Here is a 17,261-nt window from a genome sequence, read left to right on the forward strand (position 1 = left end):
TGCCGGGGGTCTGTTTCACGACGACTTCGTAGGTGCGGCGAAATGGTTTCGATCGGCTCCCGGAATGTTTCGTCCTGCGCGGGGGAGGGGCGAGTGATCAGCGACTGTGACGTCATCATCGACCAGCCCGGCTCATCCGCAGTTCAGGACGTGGGCGCGTGCAAGCTCCTGAAGATGAAGTTGTTGCAGTAGTCCTTTCGCTTCCAGAACCATTCGCCATCGGCGCGCTGGTGGATCTCCGGGTCGAAGGCGGACAACGGAAGCAATCTCCCGCGGCTCAGGAATTGGCCTCGATAGCCAAGACCCCGCAGGAGCAAGAACGTCTCCTTCACCCTGTCGAGCGTCGCCAGGCGGTGGTCGCACTCGACCACGATCAACGGCCGGCATCGGCGCAAGGTGCGCTCGGCGCCGCGCAGCACGTCGAGTTCGGCACCCTCGACGTCGATCTTGATCGCAGACACGTTTCCCGTATCGGGGAGATAGTCGTCCAACGACGTCGTCTGCACCTGGATCGTCTTCGAGGTCTCGGCGGGGCGGAGCAGCGAGGCCCCGGGCTGGTGCCCCTCGGGCACGAACAGGGTCTTCTTGCTGGAGCACGAATAGACGGCGCGTGGTTCGACCACGACGTTGTCGAGCGAGAACCGCTTGCAGAGCCGCGCCAATCTTTCGGCCAGGTCCGGCTGGGGCTCGAAGGCGACGACCCGCCCCGGCGCCGACCACCGCGCCAGCCAGTAGAGAAAACTGCCCTTGTTGGCGCCGATGTCGCAGACGACGTCGCCGCGCCGGATGTGACGCCGCAGCTCGGAAAGCTCCGTCTTGTGGTCGCGGAATCTGGACCGCAAAATTCTCACCAGAAACCGGGATGCCTCATGTTTCGCCAACCGAGCCCCCCAATGCCATGGCCACGCATCCGCCAAACGAAGGCAAGCTTGGGTGCGCACGCCCTGTCGTTCACGGCAATGTTTCGAAATGGACGAGCGGCGGGGCGCCACGATGGCGCTGGCGTGGCGACTGGCGATCCCAGCAGGACTCGAACCTGCAACCCGCGGAGTAGAAATCCGCTACTCTATCCAGTTGAGCTATGGGACCGTCGTCGCGACGTGAACGGCACGGGCGGACGTCGCGGGATGACCCCCCGAGGCGGAGCCCCGCCGGTACGGCCATCCCATAGCATGGGTCATATGAAAAATCTTCCGTTTCGCCAAGACCATCCGAACCGGATACGGGCCGGCGGCGACCAAGCGGAGGCGGAGGAGGGTCATCAAGGGCCGTTCGCGCGTCAGCGGCGCTGGTCAAACGGCTGCCGCGGCCTTTGCCGGTATGCCATGTCCTGTGAACATGTCCTGTGAATTGCCGTTGATGAACAGATTTTCCCGGCCGCGGCCGCCTGCCGATGGCAGCCAAGGCCACGGGTCGCTATCTTGGCCCCTACAACCCTTGCCACCAGTCCGTCACCATTTCGCGTCCATTCTCGCCACCAATCGGCCAAACACGGGCGTCGATCCGTGCACCGCCAGGACCTGTCTGGAAATCTTTCCAGAGAACTTTCAAAGAGCCGTCCAAGGAGCTGTCCCATGATCGGTCTGGTTCGCGCCGCCGCCCTCTGCGCCATCATGGCGCTCGGCCTCGTGTCCGCCCATGCCGCCGACAAGGCGTTCAAGCGCGACGATCTGGCTGACGCCGCCGTCAAGCTGGAGGCCCAGATAAAGAGCGAGGCGGGGGCGGTCAACAAGCCGCTGGCGACCTTGCGCACCGACGCCGATGCTGCGCTGCGCCGCAACGACCTGCGCACGGGTCTGCAAATCCTCGGACAGATCGCCACAGTGGCCCCGGATGATTCCGGTAATTGGCTGCGGCTGGCGCGCACCGTGCTCAACCAGATCAAGCCGATCAACTCGTCGGAGCAGACCTTCCTGCTGGAGCGCGCCTCGACGGCGGCCTACATCGCCTACCAGCGCGCCGGCAATGCCGGCGAGGAAGCGGACGCGCTCGCCGTGCTCGGCAAGACCATGGCCGAGCGGAAGCTGTGGCGGCCGGCGCTCGATACGCTCAGGATGTCGCTCGAGCTGCGCGAGGTCGCCGATATCAGGGGACAGTATGAGCGGATGCGCGACGAGCACGGCTTTAAGCTGCTCGACTACACCGTTGACTCGGACTCGGCGAGCCCGCGCGCCTGCTTCCAGTTCTCCGAGGATCTTGCCAAGCGCACCGACTTCTCGCCGTTCGTGGCACAGGCAGGTACCGACAAGCCGGCGCTGACCTCGGAGGACAAGCAGCTCTGCGTCGAGGGCCTCAAGCATGGCGAGCGCTACAACATCAACCTGCGCGCCGGGTTGCCGTCAGTCGTGAAGGAGAGCCTGCCGAAATCGGCCGAGTTCAACATCTATGTCCGCGACCGCAAGCCGTTCGTGCGCTTCACCGGCAAGGCCTATGTGCTGCCGCGCACCGGCCAGAAGGGCATTCCGCTGGTCAGCGTCAACACGCCCGCCGTCAACATCAACGTCTTCCGGATCGGCGACCGCAACCTGATCAACACGGTGATCGAGAGCGATTTCCAGCGGCCGCTGTCGAGCTACCAGCTCAGCGAGCTCGGCGACCAGCGCGGCATGAAGGTGTGGAGCGGCGAGCTCTCGACCGCGATGACCCTGAACCAGGACGTCACCACCGCCTTTCCGGTGGATCAGGCGCTCAGCGACATGCAGCCGGGCGTCTATGTGATGACGGCCGCGCCGAAGGGCCCGACCAGCGGCAATGACGAGGACAGCGGCGGCCAGCTCGCCACGCAATGGTTCATCGTGTCCGATCTCGGCGTCGCCGCGTTCTCCGGCAATGACGGGATCCACGTGTTCGTCAATTCGCTGGCTTCAACCGATCCGGTGGCGCGCGCCGAGGTGAGGCTGGTGGCGCGCAACAACGAGATCCTGGCGACCCGCAGGACCGATGAGGCCGGGCACGCGCTTTTCGAGACGGGGCTGGCGCGGGGCGAGGGCGGGCTGTCGCCGGCGATGCTGACGGTGGTCGGCGAGAAAGCCGACTACGCCTTCCTCAGCCTGAAGACGACCGCCTTCGATCTCTCCGACCGTGGCGTGTCCGGCCGCGAGGCGCCGGCCGGGCCGGACGCCTTCGTGTATTCCGAGCGCGGCGTCTACCGGTCCAGCGAGACCGTCTACCTCACGGCGCTGCTGCGCGACGGCAAGGGCAACGCCATGACCGGCACGCCGCTGACGCTGGTGGTCGAGCGCCCGGATGGAGTCGAGTTCCGCCGCGCCGTGCTGCCTGACCAGGGTGCCGGCGGGCGGTCGTTCAGTGTGGCGCTGAATTCGGCGGTGCCGACCGGCACCTACCGCGTGCGCGCCTTCACCGATCCCAAGGGGGCGTCCGTCGGCGAGACCACCTTCATGGTCGAGGACTACGTCCCCGAGCGGCTGGAATTCGACTTGTCGTCCAAGGACAAGCAGATCAAGGCTGAGACTCCTGTGGAGGTGAAGGTCGACGGCCATTTCCTCTACGGCGCGCCGGCCTCCGGCCTGCAGCTCGAGGGCGACCTCCTGGTCACCACCGCCTCCGAGCGGCCGGGCTTCCCGGGCTATCAGTTCGGCGTCGCCGACGAGGAGAGCGCCTCCAACGAGCGCACCCCGATCGAAGGCATGCCGGAAACGGATGAGAAGGGCGCGGCGACGTTCCCCGTGAGCCTGTCCAAGCCGCCGTCCTCCAGCCGGCCGCAGGAGGCGCAGATCTATGTGCGGCTGGCTGAGACCGGCGGCCGCGCCGTCGAGCGCAAGCTGGTGCTCCCGGTGGCGCCCAAGGCCGCGCAGATCGGCATCAAGCCGTCGTTTACCGGCAAAAGCGTTGGCGAGGGCGACAAGGCCGAGTTCGACGTCGTGTTCGTCTCGCCCGAGGGCAAGACGCTGGCGCGCAACGGCCTGCGCTATGAGCTGCTCAAGATCGAGTCGCGGTACCAGTGGTATCGGCAGAACGCCTATTGGAATTACGAGCCGGTCAAGTCGACGCGCCGCGTCGGCGATGGCGACGTCACGATCGCCGCCAACAAGCCGGCGCGGCTGAGCTTCCTGCCGGAGGCCGGGCGCTATCGCCTCGACGTCAAGTCGGCGGATGCCGACGGTCCGGTGACGTCGCTGCAGTTCGACGTCGGCTGGTACACCGACGGCAGCGCCGATACGCCGGATCTCTTGGAGACCTCGCTCGACAAGCCGCAATACCAGTCGGGCGACAGCATGGTCGTGACGGTCAATGCGCGCACCGCCGGCAAGCTGACGGTCAATGTGCTCGGCGACCGGCTGCTGACGACGCAGACCACCGAGGTCAAGGAGGGCACCAACCAGGTCAAGCTTGCAGTCGGCAAGGACTGGGGCACTGGCGCCTATGTCGTGACGACGCTGCGCCGTCCGCTCGATACGGCCGCGCAGCGCATGCCGGGCCGAGCGCTCGGCGTCGCCTGGTTCGGTATCGACAAGTCGGCGCGCACGCTCAATGTCGCGCTGACGCCCCCGGCGCTGGTGCGTCCGGGCTCGGCCTTGAAGATTCCGGTCAAGATCGGCGGGCTCAATCCCGGCGAGGACGCCAAGGTCGTGATCGCCGCAGTCGATGTCGGCATTCTCAACCTCACCAACTACAAGCCGCCGGCGCCGGACGACTATTATCTCGGCCAGCGCCAGCTCTCGGCCGAGATCCGCGATCTCTATGGCCAGTTGATCGACGGGATGCAGGGCACGCGCGGCCAGATCCGCTCTGGCGGTGACTCTGGCGGCGCCGAGCTGCAGGGCTCGCCACCGACGCAGAAGCCGCTGGCGCTGTATTCGGGCATCGTCACCGTCGGGCCCGACGGAACTGCCGAGGTCAGCTTCGACATTCCGGAGTTCGCCGGCACAGCGCGGGTGATGGCGGTGGCGTGGAGCGCCACCAAAGTTGGCCGCGCCAATGTCGACGTCACCGTGCGCGATCCCGTGGTGCTGACCGCGACCCTGCCGCGCTTCCTCCTGTCAGGCGATCGCGGCACGCTGTCGTTCGATGTCGACAATGTCGAAGGTGCGCCCGGCGACTATGTCGTCAGCGTGAAGGCGGGCGGTCCGGTCAAGGTGTCCGGCAATGCCAACGTCACGATGAAGCTCGCGGCCAAGCAGCGGGCGTCGGCGACCCTGTCGCTGGACGCCAGTGGCACCGGGCAGGCGCAGCTCGATGTCGACATCAAGGGCCCCAACGGGCTTTCGCTGGCGCGGCACTATCAGTTCGACGTGAAGCCGGCGACCCAGGTGCTGGCGCGTCGCTCGATCCGCACACTCGCGAAGGGTGAAAGCCTGACGCTGACATCGGACATGTTCTCCGATCTCGTGGCGGGCACCGGCACGGTGTCGCTGTCGGCGGGGTTGTCGACCGCGCTCGATGCGGCGACCATCCTGAAGGCGCTCGACCGCTACCCCTATGGCTGCTCGGAGCAGATCACGAGCCGCGCGATGCCGCTGCTCTATGTCAACGAGCTCGCGGCCGGCGCGCATCTGGCGATGGACACCGAGGTCGACCAGCGCATCCGCGACTCGATCGACCGGCTGCTGGCGCGGCAGGGATCCAATGGCTCGTTCGGCCTGTGGTCGTCGGGCGGCGACGATCCCTGGCTCGATGCTTATGTCACGGACTTCCTGACCCGCGCCCGCGAGAAGGGCTTTGCGGTGCCGGACGTGCTGCTCAAGAGCGCGCTCGACCGCGTCAGGAACTCGGTGGTGAATGCCGAGGAGCCGGAGAAGACGGGCGGCCGCGATCTCGCTTATGGCCTCTACGTGCTGGCGCGCAATGGCGCGGCGCCGATCGGCGACCTGCGGTATCTCGCCGACACCAAGCTCGGCAATCTCGCCACCCCGATCGCCAAGGCGCAGCTTGCCGCGGCGTTGGCGCTGGTCGGCGACCGCGCCCGTGCGGAGCGGGTCTATGCCGCCGCGGCCGACAGCCTCGCGCCGAAGCCGGTCTTGGTGTTCGGCCGCACCGATTACGGCTCCGACCTGCGCGATGCAGCGGCGTTGGTGTCGTTGGCGGGCGAGGGCAATGCGCCGCGGGCGACGTTGACGCAGGCCGTCGCCCGTGTCGAAGCCGCGCGCGGGCTGACGCCGTACACCTCGACGCAGGAGAATGCGTGGATGGTGCTGGCGGCGCGCGCGCTGGCCAAGGAGACGCTGACGCTCGACATCAACGGCCAGGCCGTAAAGCAGGCGATGTACCGCAGCTACAAGGCGGCGGAGCTCTCAGGCCAGCCGCTGAAGATCACCAACACCGGTGATGCGCCGGTGCAGGCAGTGGTCTCGGTCTCCGGCTCGCCGCTGACGCCGGAGCCGGCCGCGTCGAACGGTTTCAAGATCGAGCGCGGCTACTACACGCTCGACGGCAAGCCGGCCGATATCAGAACCGCGAAGCAGAACGACCGTTTCGCTGTCGTGCTGAAGGTCACCGAGGCCAAGCCGGAGTACGGCCACATCATGGTGTCGGACTATCTGCCGGCGGGGCTTGAGATCGACAATCCGCACCTGGTGTCGTCGGGTGACAGCGGCACCTTGGACTGGATCGAGGACGGCCAGGAACCGGTCAACACCGAGTTCCGCGACGACCGCTTCACCGCCGCGCTCGACCGCGCCGCGGATTCCAAGTCGGTGTTCACGGTCGCCTACGTCGTGCGCGCGGTGTCGCCCGGCAAATACGTGCTGCCGCAGGCCTATGTTGAGGACATGTACAATCCCTCGCGCTATGGTCGGACGGGCACGGGCTCGGTGGAGGTCCGCGCGGCCAAATGAGCGAGGGTGGGACGAGCGATCGTGAGCTGGGTGGCAAGACGGACCTCCACACTCCGCCATGCCCGGTCGCTCCGCGCGCTCCGAACGACGTGGATGGCCGGGACAAGCCCGGCCATGACGGCAGGAGAGGGTGGAGCGTCAAACGGCTGTTCGCCATTGCGCTCGCATTGGTCGCGTCGGTCGCCGTTGCCATCACCGCCTGGACCATCTCCCTCGGCCCGCTGCCGCTGCAGGAAGCTAAGGCGGTCTCGACCACCGTGGTCGATCGCCACGGCAAGCTGCTGCGTGCCTATGCGATGGCGGACGGGCGGTGGCGGCTGCCGGTCAGCGCCAAAAAAGACGTCGATCCGACCTATCTGAAGCTGCTGCTGGCCTATGAGGACCAGCGCTTCTTCGACCATCACGGCGTCGATCCGCGCGCGCTGGTGCGGGCGGCCATCCAGCTCGGCTCGCACGGCCACATCGTCTCCGGCGGCTCGACCATCACGATGCAGCTGGCGCGGCTGCTCGAGCCGCGGCGGCAGCGCTCGCTGCATGCCAAGCTCCGGCAGATCGTGCGCGCGCTCGAGCTCGAGCGAGAGCTGAGCAAGGACGAGATCCTCGATCTCTACCTGACGCTGGCGCCCTATGGCGGCAATCTTGAAGGCATTCGCGCCGCCTCGATTGCATATTTCGGCAAGGAGCCGAAGCGGCTGTCACTGGCGGAAGCGGCCCTCTTGGTGGCGCTGCCGCAGTCACCGGAGACGCGGCGGCTCGACCGGCATCCCGAGGCCGCTCGACGCGGCCGCGACCGCGTGCTCGACCGCATGGTGTCGGAGAACGTGATCTCCGCCGAGGACGCGGCGCAGGCAAAGGCGCAAGCCGTTCCGGCCTTCCGCAAGCCGATGCCGATCCTGGCGCCGCATGCCGCCGACCAGGCCTCGGCGGCCGTCAAGGATCAGCCGATCATCCGCCTGACGCTCGATGCGTCGCTGCAGAAAGTGCTGGAGCCGCTGGCGCGCGATCGCGCCATCGCATTGGGACCGAACGTCTCGGTCGGCATCATCGTGGTCGACAATGACAGCGGCGACGTGCTCGCCCATGTCGGATCGGCCGACTACTTCGACGAGAAGCGGGCAGGGCAGGTCGACATGACCCGCGCGGTGCGCTCGCCGGGCTCGACCCTGAAGCCGTTCATCTATGGACTCGCCTTCGAGGACGGCTTCGTGCACCCGGAGAGCCTGATCGAGGATCGCCCGGTGCGCTTCGGCTCCTACGCGCCGGAGAATTTCGACATGACGTTCCAGGGCACGGTGCCGGTGCGCAAGGCGCTGCAGCTGTCGCTGAACGTGCCGGCGATCGTGCTGCTCGATCGCGTCGGGGCGAGCCGGCTGTCATCGCGGCTGAAGCAGGCCGGCGGCAATCTGGTGCTGCCGAAGGACGAGGCGCCCGGCCTTGCGATGGGGCTCGGCGGCGTCGGCGTGACCCTGCAGGACCTCGCCCAGCTCTATGCAGGCTTTCCGCGCCTCGGCACCACCAGGCCGCTGCGCGAGATCATGACGGCTGAGGGGACTGACGGCGCGCGCGAGCCGATGCGGCTGATGGATTCGGCGGCCGCCTGGCAGGTCGGCAACGTGCTGCTGGGGACGCCGCCGCCGGAAAACGCAGCCCGCAACCGGATCGCCTTCAAGACCGGTACCAGCTACGGCTATCGCGACGCTTGGTCGGTCGGCTTCGACGGCCGCGTCACGATCGGCGTCTGGGTCGGCCGGCCCGATGGCGCGCCGGTGCCCGGCCTGATCGGCCGCGTCGCCGCGGCGCCGATCCTGTTCGACGCTTTTGCCCGCAGCGGCAAGCTGCCAGCAACATTGCCGAAGCCGCCCAAGGGGGCGCTGGTCGCCAGCAATTCAAAGTTGCCGCTGCCGCTGCGCCGGTTCCGGCCGATCGGCGAATTGCTGCGGACCGGCGCCGAACAGGCGCCGCACATCCAGTTCCCGCTGAACGGCTCGCGCATCGATGTCGACCGATCCGCGGGACGCGAGGCATCGGTGATGCCGGTGAAAGTGTCGGGCGGCGTGCTGCCGCTGACCATGCTGGTCAATGGACTGGCCGTCGGCGAGATCGACAGCCGCCGCCAGCGCCTGATCGATCCGCCCGGGCCGGGCTTTGCCCGCCTCACCGTGATCGACGCCACGGGCGCTGCGGACACAGTTGTGGTCAGAATCCAGTGAGGGTTCGCTAAGCGGTTGTCGGCATGGCGGTTTCAGCGTATTCGGAACCCCATGGTCGAGACCTATGCCCGCCCCCGTTTTGGAGAGCCGCGCGAGCCGAAGAACCTGGTCAATCCAGGCAATCGGCTGGTGCGGATGATCGATGCCGTCACCGTGAGCCACACCAGGGCGGCGGCGTTCCTGCTCGTCTGCGGGCTGCTGTTGTTCCTGCCGGGCTTCTTCACGATCCCGCCGATCGATCGCGACGAGGCGCGCTTCGCCCAGGCGACCAAGCAGATGGTCGAGAGCGGCGATTACGTCGACATCCGCTTCCAGGACGACGTGCGCTACAAGAAGCCGGTCGGCATCTATTGGTTGCAATCGGCCGCGGTCGAGACGGCGTCGGCGATCGGTCTGCCGCGTGCGCAGCTGCGCATCTGGGTCTACCGCATTCCCTCGCTGATCGGCGCGATCGGCGCGGTGCTGCTGACCTATTGGACCGCGCTCTCCTTCGTGACACGGCGCGGCGCCGTGTTCGCCGCCTTGCTGATGTGCTGCTCGGTGCTGCTCGGCGTGGAAGCCCGGCTCGCCAAGACCGACGCGATGCTGCTGTTCACGGTGGTGGCTGCCATGGGTGCGCTGGCGCGCGTCTATCTGTCGTGGCAGCGCGGCGAGGATCCGGTGCATCCGCCCTGGGGACCGCCCGCGATCTTCTGGACGGCGCTCGCCGGCGGCATCCTGATCAAGGGCCCGCTGATCCTGATGTTCGCGGGACTGACGATCGTGACCCTGGCGATCATGGATCGCGGCGCCGGCTGGCTATCGCGTCTGCGCCCTCTGTGGGGACTGATGTGGATGCTGGTGCTGGTGCTGCCCTGGTTCGTGCTGATCTTCCTGCGCGCCGGCGACACCTTCTTCGCCGACTCCGTCGGCGGCGACATGCTGAGCAAGATCGGCGCCCAGGAGTCGCATGGCGCGCCGCCGGGCCTCTATCTGCTGCTGTTGTTCATCACCTTCTGGCCCGGCGCGCCGCTGGCCGCGATGGCGGCGCCTGCGGTGTGGCGCGCGCGGCGCGAGCCGGGGGCGCAGTTCTTGCTGGCCTGGCTGCTGCCGTCCTGGATCGTGTTCGAGGCGGTGCTGACCAAGCTGCCGCATTATGTGCTGCCGCTGTATCCGGCGATCGCGATCCTCACGGTGGGCGCGCTGGAGCGGCGGGTGCTGGCGCGCAACTGGCTGCGGCGCGGCGCGGCCTGGTGGTTTGCGATTCCCGCCATCACCTCGGTGGTGGCCGTGATCGGCGCCATCATCGTCACGCACCAGCCGGTGTTCCTGGCCTGGCCGTTCGTCGCGGCGTCGCTGATCTTCGGCCTGTTCGCCTGGTGGCTCTATGACGACGGCCGTGCCGAGCGCTCGCTCTTGAATGCCGGCGTGGCGGCGATGTTCCTGGCGTTCGTGGTATACGGCGCCGTGCTGCCGGCGCTGACGCCGCTGTTTCCCAGCGCGGAGATTGCGCGCGCGCTCCGCAACGTGGTCTGCGTCGGGCCGAAGGCGGCGGCGGCAGGCTTCCACGAGCCGAGCCTCGTCTTCATGACAGGGTCGTCGACGCAACTCGCCGACGGCTCCGGCGCCGCCGACTTCCTCAGCCAGGGCACCTGCCGCTTTGCTTTGGTCGAGCAGCGCACCGAGCGCGCCTTCGTGCAACGGGCCGAAGCGATCGGGCTGCGCTACAACGTCGCCAAGCGCATCGACGGCTACAACATCTCGCAGGGCCGTCCGGTCTCGATCGCGATCTATCGCTCGGAGGGCACCGAATAGATGTCGGCGCCCGACAGCCCCGCGCGATCGTCAGGCTATTTCGCCCAGCTCGCGCTGGTCGGCAAATTCTCGCTCGGCCGGCTGGTCCGCCAGCCGCAAACGGCGCCGGAGGCCGCGAGCCGGCAACGCCTGGGGCGCGAGCTTCTCCTGCTCGGCGCCATCGGCCTGAGTGCGATCCTGATGCTGATGTTCGCGTTCGATGCTTACGAGATCGGGCTGATGCCGACACGCGGAACATCGAGCCTTTGGCCGGTGCGGATCATCACCGAGTTCGGTCAGGATGAATACGTGCTGGGACTGTTGGCCGTGAGCGTCGTCGCGACGATCCTGATTGCGCCGCTGTGGCCGGAAGCCAGCCGCAGCCGTCTGCTGAATTTCGCGACCCACGTTCAATACGCCTTCTTCGCGGTGCTGAGCGCGGTACTTGCTGCCCAAGTGCTGAAATACATCATCGGCCGCGGCCGCCCCTTCGTCGGCGGCAAGGCGAATGCCTTCAATTTCGACCCGTTCAACGGCACGCCGGCCTATTTCAGCATGCCGTCCGCACATGCGGTGACGGCCTTCGCGCTGGCCTTTGCAATGTCCGCCATCTGGCCGCGGTTGCGCGTTCCCATGTTCATCTATGCCGTCGTGATCGCCTTGAGTCGGCTGGTGCTGCTGGCGCATCATCCGAGCGACGTGGTCGCCGGCGCCGTGGTGGGATTGGCCTGCGCCATGCTCGTCCGCTACTGGTTCGCAGCTCGTCGGCTCGGCTTTCGTCTCGGCAAGGACGGCCAAATCGTACCGCGCTAAAGGGGTTGATAGCGGGCCCCAAGCCCCATAAGAAGCCTCCGCCGGAGCGCCCCGGGGCAGGAACCGGCCCGATCACGCCCTTACGAGTCTCAACTCTTGTCGACCGAATCCCCCGTTGCCGTCTCCATCGTCGTTCCCGTGCGCAACGAGGCCGGCAACATCACGCCGCTGATCAGCGAGATCGCGACCGCGCTCGATGGTCTGTGGCCGTACGAGATCATCTACGTCAATGACGGCTCGACCGACGAGACCGCGCAGCGGCTCGCCGAGGAAATGGCACGGCGGCCGAACCTGCGCGTCCTGCGGCATGAGACGTCTTCCGGCCAATCGGCGGCTGTCAGGAGCGGCATCCGCGCCGCCCACGGCGCTGTCGTCGCGACGCTCGACGGGGACGGGCAGAACAACCCTGCTTTTCTGCCCGAGCTCATCGCCGCGCTCGAAAAGGGCGGTGCGCATGTCGGCCTCGTCGCCGGGCAGCGGGTCGGCCGCAAGGATACTGGCTTTAAGAAACTGCAGTCACGGCTCGCCAACAAGATCCGCAATGCGGTGCTGCACGATGGAACGCGTGACACCGGCTGCGGCCTCAAGGCGGTTCGCCGCGACGTGTTCCTGATGATGCCGTATTTCGATGGTCTGCACCGCTTCCTGCCGGCGCTGGTGCGGCGCGAGGGCTATGACATCGCCTATGTCGACGTGATCGACCGGCCTCGGCACTCCGGTGTCTCGAACTACGGGTTCTTCGACCGGCTCTGGATCGGGATCATGGATCTCGCCGGCGTGTGGTGGCTGATCCGCCGCAAGAAGCCGACGCCGGTTGCGATCGAGGTGAAGTAATGCTGATTCAATTCGGGCAGGCGTTCAGCAACTATCTCTACGACATCTTCATCGCCAAGTTCGATTTCTGGCTGGTGTTCGGCCTCGCCGCACAACTGGCCTTCGCTGCGCGCTTCCTGGTGCAGTGGATCGCCAGCGAGCGCGCGGGCAAGAGCGTCGTGCCGCTCGCATTCTGGTTCTTCTCGATCGGGGGAGGGCTGATGACGCTGATCTATGGTCTCGTGAAGCGCGAGCCGGTCATCATCTTCGGCCAGCTGTTGTCGAACATCATCTACGTCCGCAACGTGATGTTGATCTTCAAGAACCGCCAGCGGGAATCGCAGACGCTGAGCAATTGATCGGGCCGTAGGGGTCTCACCACCGCCGACATTCCGGGTTCAATCGCCACGCGCAGCCGCGTCGCGGCTGCACATTGACGCTTGCCCAGGAATGACGGTGGCCGTGAAACCGGAAGAGTAGTTTCACTGATAGGACGCGCAAGACTCAGCGCGGCAATGGCTGGGCCGACGATGCGGGCAGGGCGGCGGCCTCTGCGCTCTCGACTGCTTCGCTGCGGCGGGTCGCGACCTCGCCGGCCGCGTCGAGCACGGGATAGGCGACCGAGCAGATGTGCGAGTGGATACGCCTGAGATCGCGCAGCACGTCGAGATGCAGCGAGGTGGTTTCCAGCGTCTCCGAGCGGCCCTCGCGCAGACGTTCGAGGTGCCGCTCGGTCGCGCCGAGTTCGGCGTTGCGGAGCTCGGCTTTCTGATCGAGCAGTTGGTGGGCTTGCTGCGCATCGCCGGACATGAAGATGCCGAACGCGATGCGGAGCGCCTCCATGATCTGGCGGTGAAAGGCCTGCAGCTCGTCGGCGCCCTCAGCGGAGAACTGGAACCTGCGTTTGATCTTCTTGGTCGCGAGCTCGCTCAGGTTCTTGTCGATGATGTCGCCGATATGCTCGAGGTTGATCGCGAAGGAGATGATCTCCATCGCGCGCTTGCCCTCGCGCTCGTCCAGGCTGCCGCGCGTCAGCTTGGTGATGTAGAGCTTGATGGCCTCGTCGAGCCGGTCGACGACGTTGTCCGCGCGTGACACCTGATCCACGAGGCCACGGTCGTTGGTCATCATCGCGGTCATGACGTTGCGCAACATGGTCTCGACCAGATCGCCCATGCGCAGCGCCTCGCGCGCCGCGTCCGCAAGCGCAAGCGACGGGGTTTCCAGCGCGGTCTCGTCGAGATAGCGCGGCTTCGCCGGATCGACCTCGGCCGGGCGGTCCGGAAGCAGTCGCGTGAGCAACTTCTCCATGCCGCCCAGCAGGCCGATGAAGACCACGGCCGTGCCGAGATTGAACGCCATGTGGAACTGCGCTGTCAGCTTCGACAGATCCGGTTGCCACGATTGCAGCAAATTGCCGAGCGGATGCAGGAAGGGTGTGATCAGCGCGACGCCGATGATGCGGTTGAGGAGATTGCCGACGGGCAGGCGATAGCTCGCGGGATTGTCGCGGTGCGCGCCCTCGAACACCGGGTTGACGGCGCTGCCGAGATTGGCCCCGAGCACGAGCGCCAGCGCCGCATCGGCCGTAACGAAATGCGCATAGGCCAGCGACATCACCAGCAGCACGCTGGCGACGCTGGAGTGCACGACCCAGGTGACGAGCGCACCGAAGATGATGCACAGCGTGACATCGGCCGTGATCGCCTGCATGAACACGCGCATCGCCGGCGCTTCTTCGGCGGGTGCCAACGTATCGATCAGAATATGCAGCGACAGCAGCATCAGGCCGAGGCCGATTGCTACCCGGCCGAGATCCTTGATGCGCGATCGCGGCCCACTGCGGAACGCCACCAGGCCGAGCACGAACAGGATGGGGGCGACTGCCGCCACGTTGAACGAGAGCACCTGAACGATCAGCGTGGTGCCGATATTGGCGCCGAGCATGATCGCGAGCGCCGGGATCAGGCCGACCAGGCCTTCCGCTGCGAAGGAGGTCGTGATCAGCGCGGTCGCCGTGCTGCTCTGGAGCAGAGCGGTCAGATCGAGGCCGGCAGCGAGGGCGCTGAAGCGGTTGCGCAGCGCCCGCGACAGCAGCAGCCGGAGGTCCGGGCCGAAGGCGCGGAGAATGCCGCTGTGGACCATGTGAAGGCCCCACAGCAGCAACGCCACGCCGCCCATCAGATCGAGCAGAACCATGATTTCCGTTCGTTCGAGCTTTCCTTGCCGCGCAGGCTACCCCCAATCGGCGGGACATCAACGCCAATTTGTCGGCCCCGGCTGCCCGATCGCGCGGCGCTCCGCTGGCTGCGGGCGTGCTTAAGCCGCGTTGAACGCCGCAAAGCCCCGGTCGAGATCCTCCTTGAGATCCTCCACGTTCTCCAGGCCGATATGCAGACGCAGCGTGGGCCCCCCCGGCGCCCAGGTGGTGGCCGTGCGGTAGCTCGCGCAGTCGAACGGAATCGCAAGGCTCTCGAAGCCGCCCCAGGAATAGCCCATTCCGAACAGCGTCAGCGTGTCGAGCATCGCATCAACCGCGGCTTGCGGCTTTGGTTGCAGCACGATGCTGAACAGGCCGGAGGCGCCGGTGAAGTCGCGCTTCCAGATCGCGTGTCCCGGATGACTCTCCAGGGCGGGATGCAGCACCTCGATCACCTCGGGACGCGCGGCGAGCCAGCGGGCCATTTCCAGCCCCGAGCGATGGTGCTGCGCCAGGCGCACGCCCAGCGTCCGCACCCCGCGCAGGGCGAGGAACACGTCGTCCGGGCCGGCGCAGACGCCGAGCAGGCGAATGCCCTCGGCGATCAGCGGCCATGCCTTCGCATTGGCCGAAATCGTGCCGAACATGATGTCGGAGTGGCCGCCGATATATTTGGTGGCCGCCTGCATGCTGATGTCGACGCCCTGGTCGAGGGAGCGGTGGTAGAGCGGCGTCGCCCAGGTGTTGTCGTCGATGACCAGTGCGCCGTGCGCATGTGCGACCGCCGCAATGGCGGGGATGTCCGGCATTTCGAACGACTGCGAGCCGGGCGCCTCGACAACCACCGCGCGTGTATTTGGTTTGAGCAGTTGCTCAATTCCTGGGCCGATCAATGGGTCGAAATAGGTCGTCTCGACGCCGTAGCGCGCCAGCATGCCGTTGCAGAAATTGCGGGTCGGACGATAGATGCTGTCGCACACCAGCACGTGGTCGCCGGCCTTGAGCACCGACAGCAGCGTGGTCGAGATTGCCCCAAGGCCGGATGGTGCGATGCCGACGCCGGCGCATTGCGGTCCCTCCAGCGCCATCAGGACCTGCTGCAGGGCCTTCGTCGTCGGCGTGCCGTGGCGGCCATACTGGAATTCGCCGCGGTGTGCGTGCAGGTCCTCGGCGGTTGGATACAGAACCGTCGAACCATGAACGACGGGGGGATTCACGAATCCGTGCTGCGCCTTCGTATCCCGCCCCGCCGTGATCAGCCGTGTTTCGACGTTTTGTCGCACCGCCGCAGCGGGGTCATTCGATGATGCCATTCGCGTGTCTTTTCTCTCTTAACCTGCCGGGATAGCTCGAAATCGGGCAGCACTGCGGTCGTTAATAACAGAATGCAGAACAGGCCCGTCAACCCCTTGACCCGGACCGCCAGTCGTTCTGTGATGCCGGCGCAATTCGATCGCTGCACGTTGAGGGGCTTGCCGCGATTTCCGCTTCATCTCGCCTGCACGGCTTCGTCGTGCATGGTGTACGCCATATTCTTGGTATGGCGTTTGCAACGCGGATTCAGGTCGGGCCCCCCTGCGCGCTGAGACTTCATCGCTCCCCAAGGACGACCGCGAAAGGCTGTATTTATGAAACGCGTCACTCTGGCTCTCACTCTTGCTCTCGCCCCGGTGCTGGCGAGCGTCGGCGCCCAGGCCGAAACGCTCAAGACCGTCAAGGATCGTGGCATGCTCGCCTGCGGCGTCAGCCAGGGCCTCCCTGGCTTCTCGTCGCCTGACGACAAGGGCAACTGGACCGGGATCGACGTCGACGTCTGCCGCGCCATCGCCGCCGCGATCTTCAACGATCCGACCAAGGTGAAGTTCGTTCCGCTGTCCGCCAAGGACCGCTTTACCGCACTGCAGTCGGGCGAAGTGGACGTGCTGTCGCGCAACACCACCTGGACCCTGTCGCGGGACACCTCGCTGGGCGCCAATTTCGCCGGCGTGACCTATTATGACGGCCAGGGCTTCATGGTGAAGAAGGCCCTCAAGGTGAATTCTGCGCTCGAGCTCAACAGCGCCTCGGTCTGCGTGCAGACCGGCACGACCACCGAGCAGAACCTCGCCGACTACTTCAAGGCCAACAAGATGAAGTACGAGGTAATTGCGTTCGCGGGCGCCGACGAGACTGTGAAGGCCTATGAATCCGGCCGCTGCGACGTGTTTACCACCGACGTCTCGGGCCTCTACGCCGAGAGGCTGAAGCTGTCCAATCCGGCCGATCACGTCGTGCTGCCTGAAGTGATCTCGAAGGAGCCGCTGGGCCCGATGGTGCGTCACGGTGACGATCAGTGGTTCGACATCGTCAAGTGGACGCTGTTCGGGCTGGTCACCGCCGAGGAGCTCGGCGTGACGCAGGCGAACGTCGACGAGATGGCCAAGTCGGACAAGCCCGAGTTCAAGCGCGCCTTCGGCACCGATGGCAATCTCGGCGAGCAGCTCGGCCTCACCAAGGACTGGTTCTCGCGCATCGTGAAAGCGGTCGGGAATTACGGCGAGATGTATGACCGCAACGTCGGCGCAGGGTCCAAGCTGCAGATTGCGCGCGGTCTGAACCAGCTCTGGAACAAGGGCGGTCTGCAGTACGCGCCGCCGATCCGCTGATCGCGCACGAGAT

Annotated in this window: 10 protein-coding genes and 1 tRNA gene; 7 read left to right on the forward strand and 4 right to left on the reverse strand. The window is 66.4% G+C overall.

What is annotated here, in order from left to right; translation table 11 throughout:
- Positions 1-143 precede the first annotated feature (143 nt).
- Both QX135_RS17665 and QX135_RS17670 read right to left on the reverse strand, forming a co-directional pair.
- Positions 144-881, reverse strand: a complete 738-nt coding sequence (locus QX135_RS17665; protein WP_316234203.1) for an FkbM family methyltransferase — start codon at positions 879-881, stop codon at positions 144-146.
- 131 nt (positions 882-1,012) lie between these two features.
- Positions 1,013-1,089 (reverse strand) — tRNA-Arg (locus tag QX135_RS17670).
- A 485-nt stretch (positions 1,090-1,574) separates the two neighbouring features.
- On the opposite strand from QX135_RS17670, the gene QX135_RS17675 reads away from it, so the two are divergent.
- The 6 genes from QX135_RS17675 to QX135_RS17700 all read left to right on the forward strand — a co-directional run bounded on the left by QX135_RS17675 (position 1,575) and on the right by QX135_RS17700 (position 12,762).
- Positions 1,575-6,794, forward strand: a complete 5,220-nt coding sequence (locus QX135_RS17675) for an alpha-2-macroglobulin (protein ID WP_316178144.1) — start codon at positions 1,575-1,577, stop codon at positions 6,792-6,794.
- Positions 6,791-9,004: a penicillin-binding protein 1C gene (pbpC, locus tag QX135_RS17680; RefSeq protein ID WP_316178146.1), complete on the forward strand. Its 2,214-nt coding sequence runs from the start codon at positions 6,791-6,793 to the stop codon at positions 9,002-9,004. The genes QX135_RS17675 and pbpC overlap by 4 nt, the downstream gene beginning before the upstream one ends.
- 51 nt (positions 9,005-9,055) lie before the next feature.
- Positions 9,056-10,798: a glycosyltransferase family 39 protein gene (locus QX135_RS17685; RefSeq protein ID WP_316178148.1), complete on the forward strand. Its 1,743-nt coding sequence runs from the start codon at positions 9,056-9,058 to the stop codon at positions 10,796-10,798.
- Positions 10,799-11,590: a phosphatase PAP2 family protein gene (locus QX135_RS17690; protein ID WP_316158790.1), complete on the forward strand. Its 792-nt coding sequence runs from the start codon at positions 10,799-10,801 to the stop codon at positions 11,588-11,590.
- Positions 11,591-11,686: 96 nt separating this feature from the next.
- Positions 11,687-12,424, forward strand: a complete 738-nt coding sequence (locus QX135_RS17695; RefSeq protein ID WP_315780016.1) for a glycosyltransferase family 2 protein — start codon at positions 11,687-11,689, stop codon at positions 12,422-12,424.
- Entirely contained in the window at positions 12,424-12,762 is a 339-nt protein-coding gene (locus QX135_RS17700; RefSeq protein ID WP_172109779.1) for a lipid-A-disaccharide synthase N-terminal domain-containing protein, read from the forward strand. Before QX135_RS17695 ends, QX135_RS17700 begins: the two co-directional genes overlap by 1 nt.
- Positions 12,763-12,907: 145 nt before the next feature.
- On the opposite strand, the gene QX135_RS17705 is transcribed toward QX135_RS17700, so the two are convergent.
- Together QX135_RS17705 and metC are read right to left on the reverse strand one after the other, a co-directional pair.
- Complete coding sequence (locus QX135_RS17705) at positions 12,908-14,602, reverse strand: Na/Pi cotransporter family protein (RefSeq protein WP_316178151.1); 1,695 nt, start codon at positions 14,600-14,602, stop codon at positions 12,908-12,910.
- 120 nt (positions 14,603-14,722) lie between these two features.
- Positions 14,723-15,916 (reverse strand): cystathionine beta-lyase, encoded by a 1,194-nt coding sequence (gene metC / locus QX135_RS17710; protein WP_315738051.1) that lies wholly within the window; start codon positions 15,914-15,916, stop codon positions 14,723-14,725.
- A gap of 315 nt (positions 15,917-16,231) precedes the next feature.
- Between metC and QX135_RS17715 the strand changes: the two genes are divergently transcribed.
- Positions 16,232-17,248: an amino acid ABC transporter substrate-binding protein gene (locus tag QX135_RS17715; protein WP_315738050.1), complete on the forward strand. Its 1,017-nt coding sequence runs from the start codon at positions 16,232-16,234 to the stop codon at positions 17,246-17,248.
- The last annotated feature ends 13 nt before the right edge of the window (positions 17,249-17,261 follow it).

This window comes from Bradyrhizobium sp. SZCCHNR1098, from assembly GCF_032489375.1.
Taxonomy (GTDB): domain Bacteria; phylum Pseudomonadota; class Alphaproteobacteria; order Rhizobiales; family Xanthobacteraceae; genus Bradyrhizobium.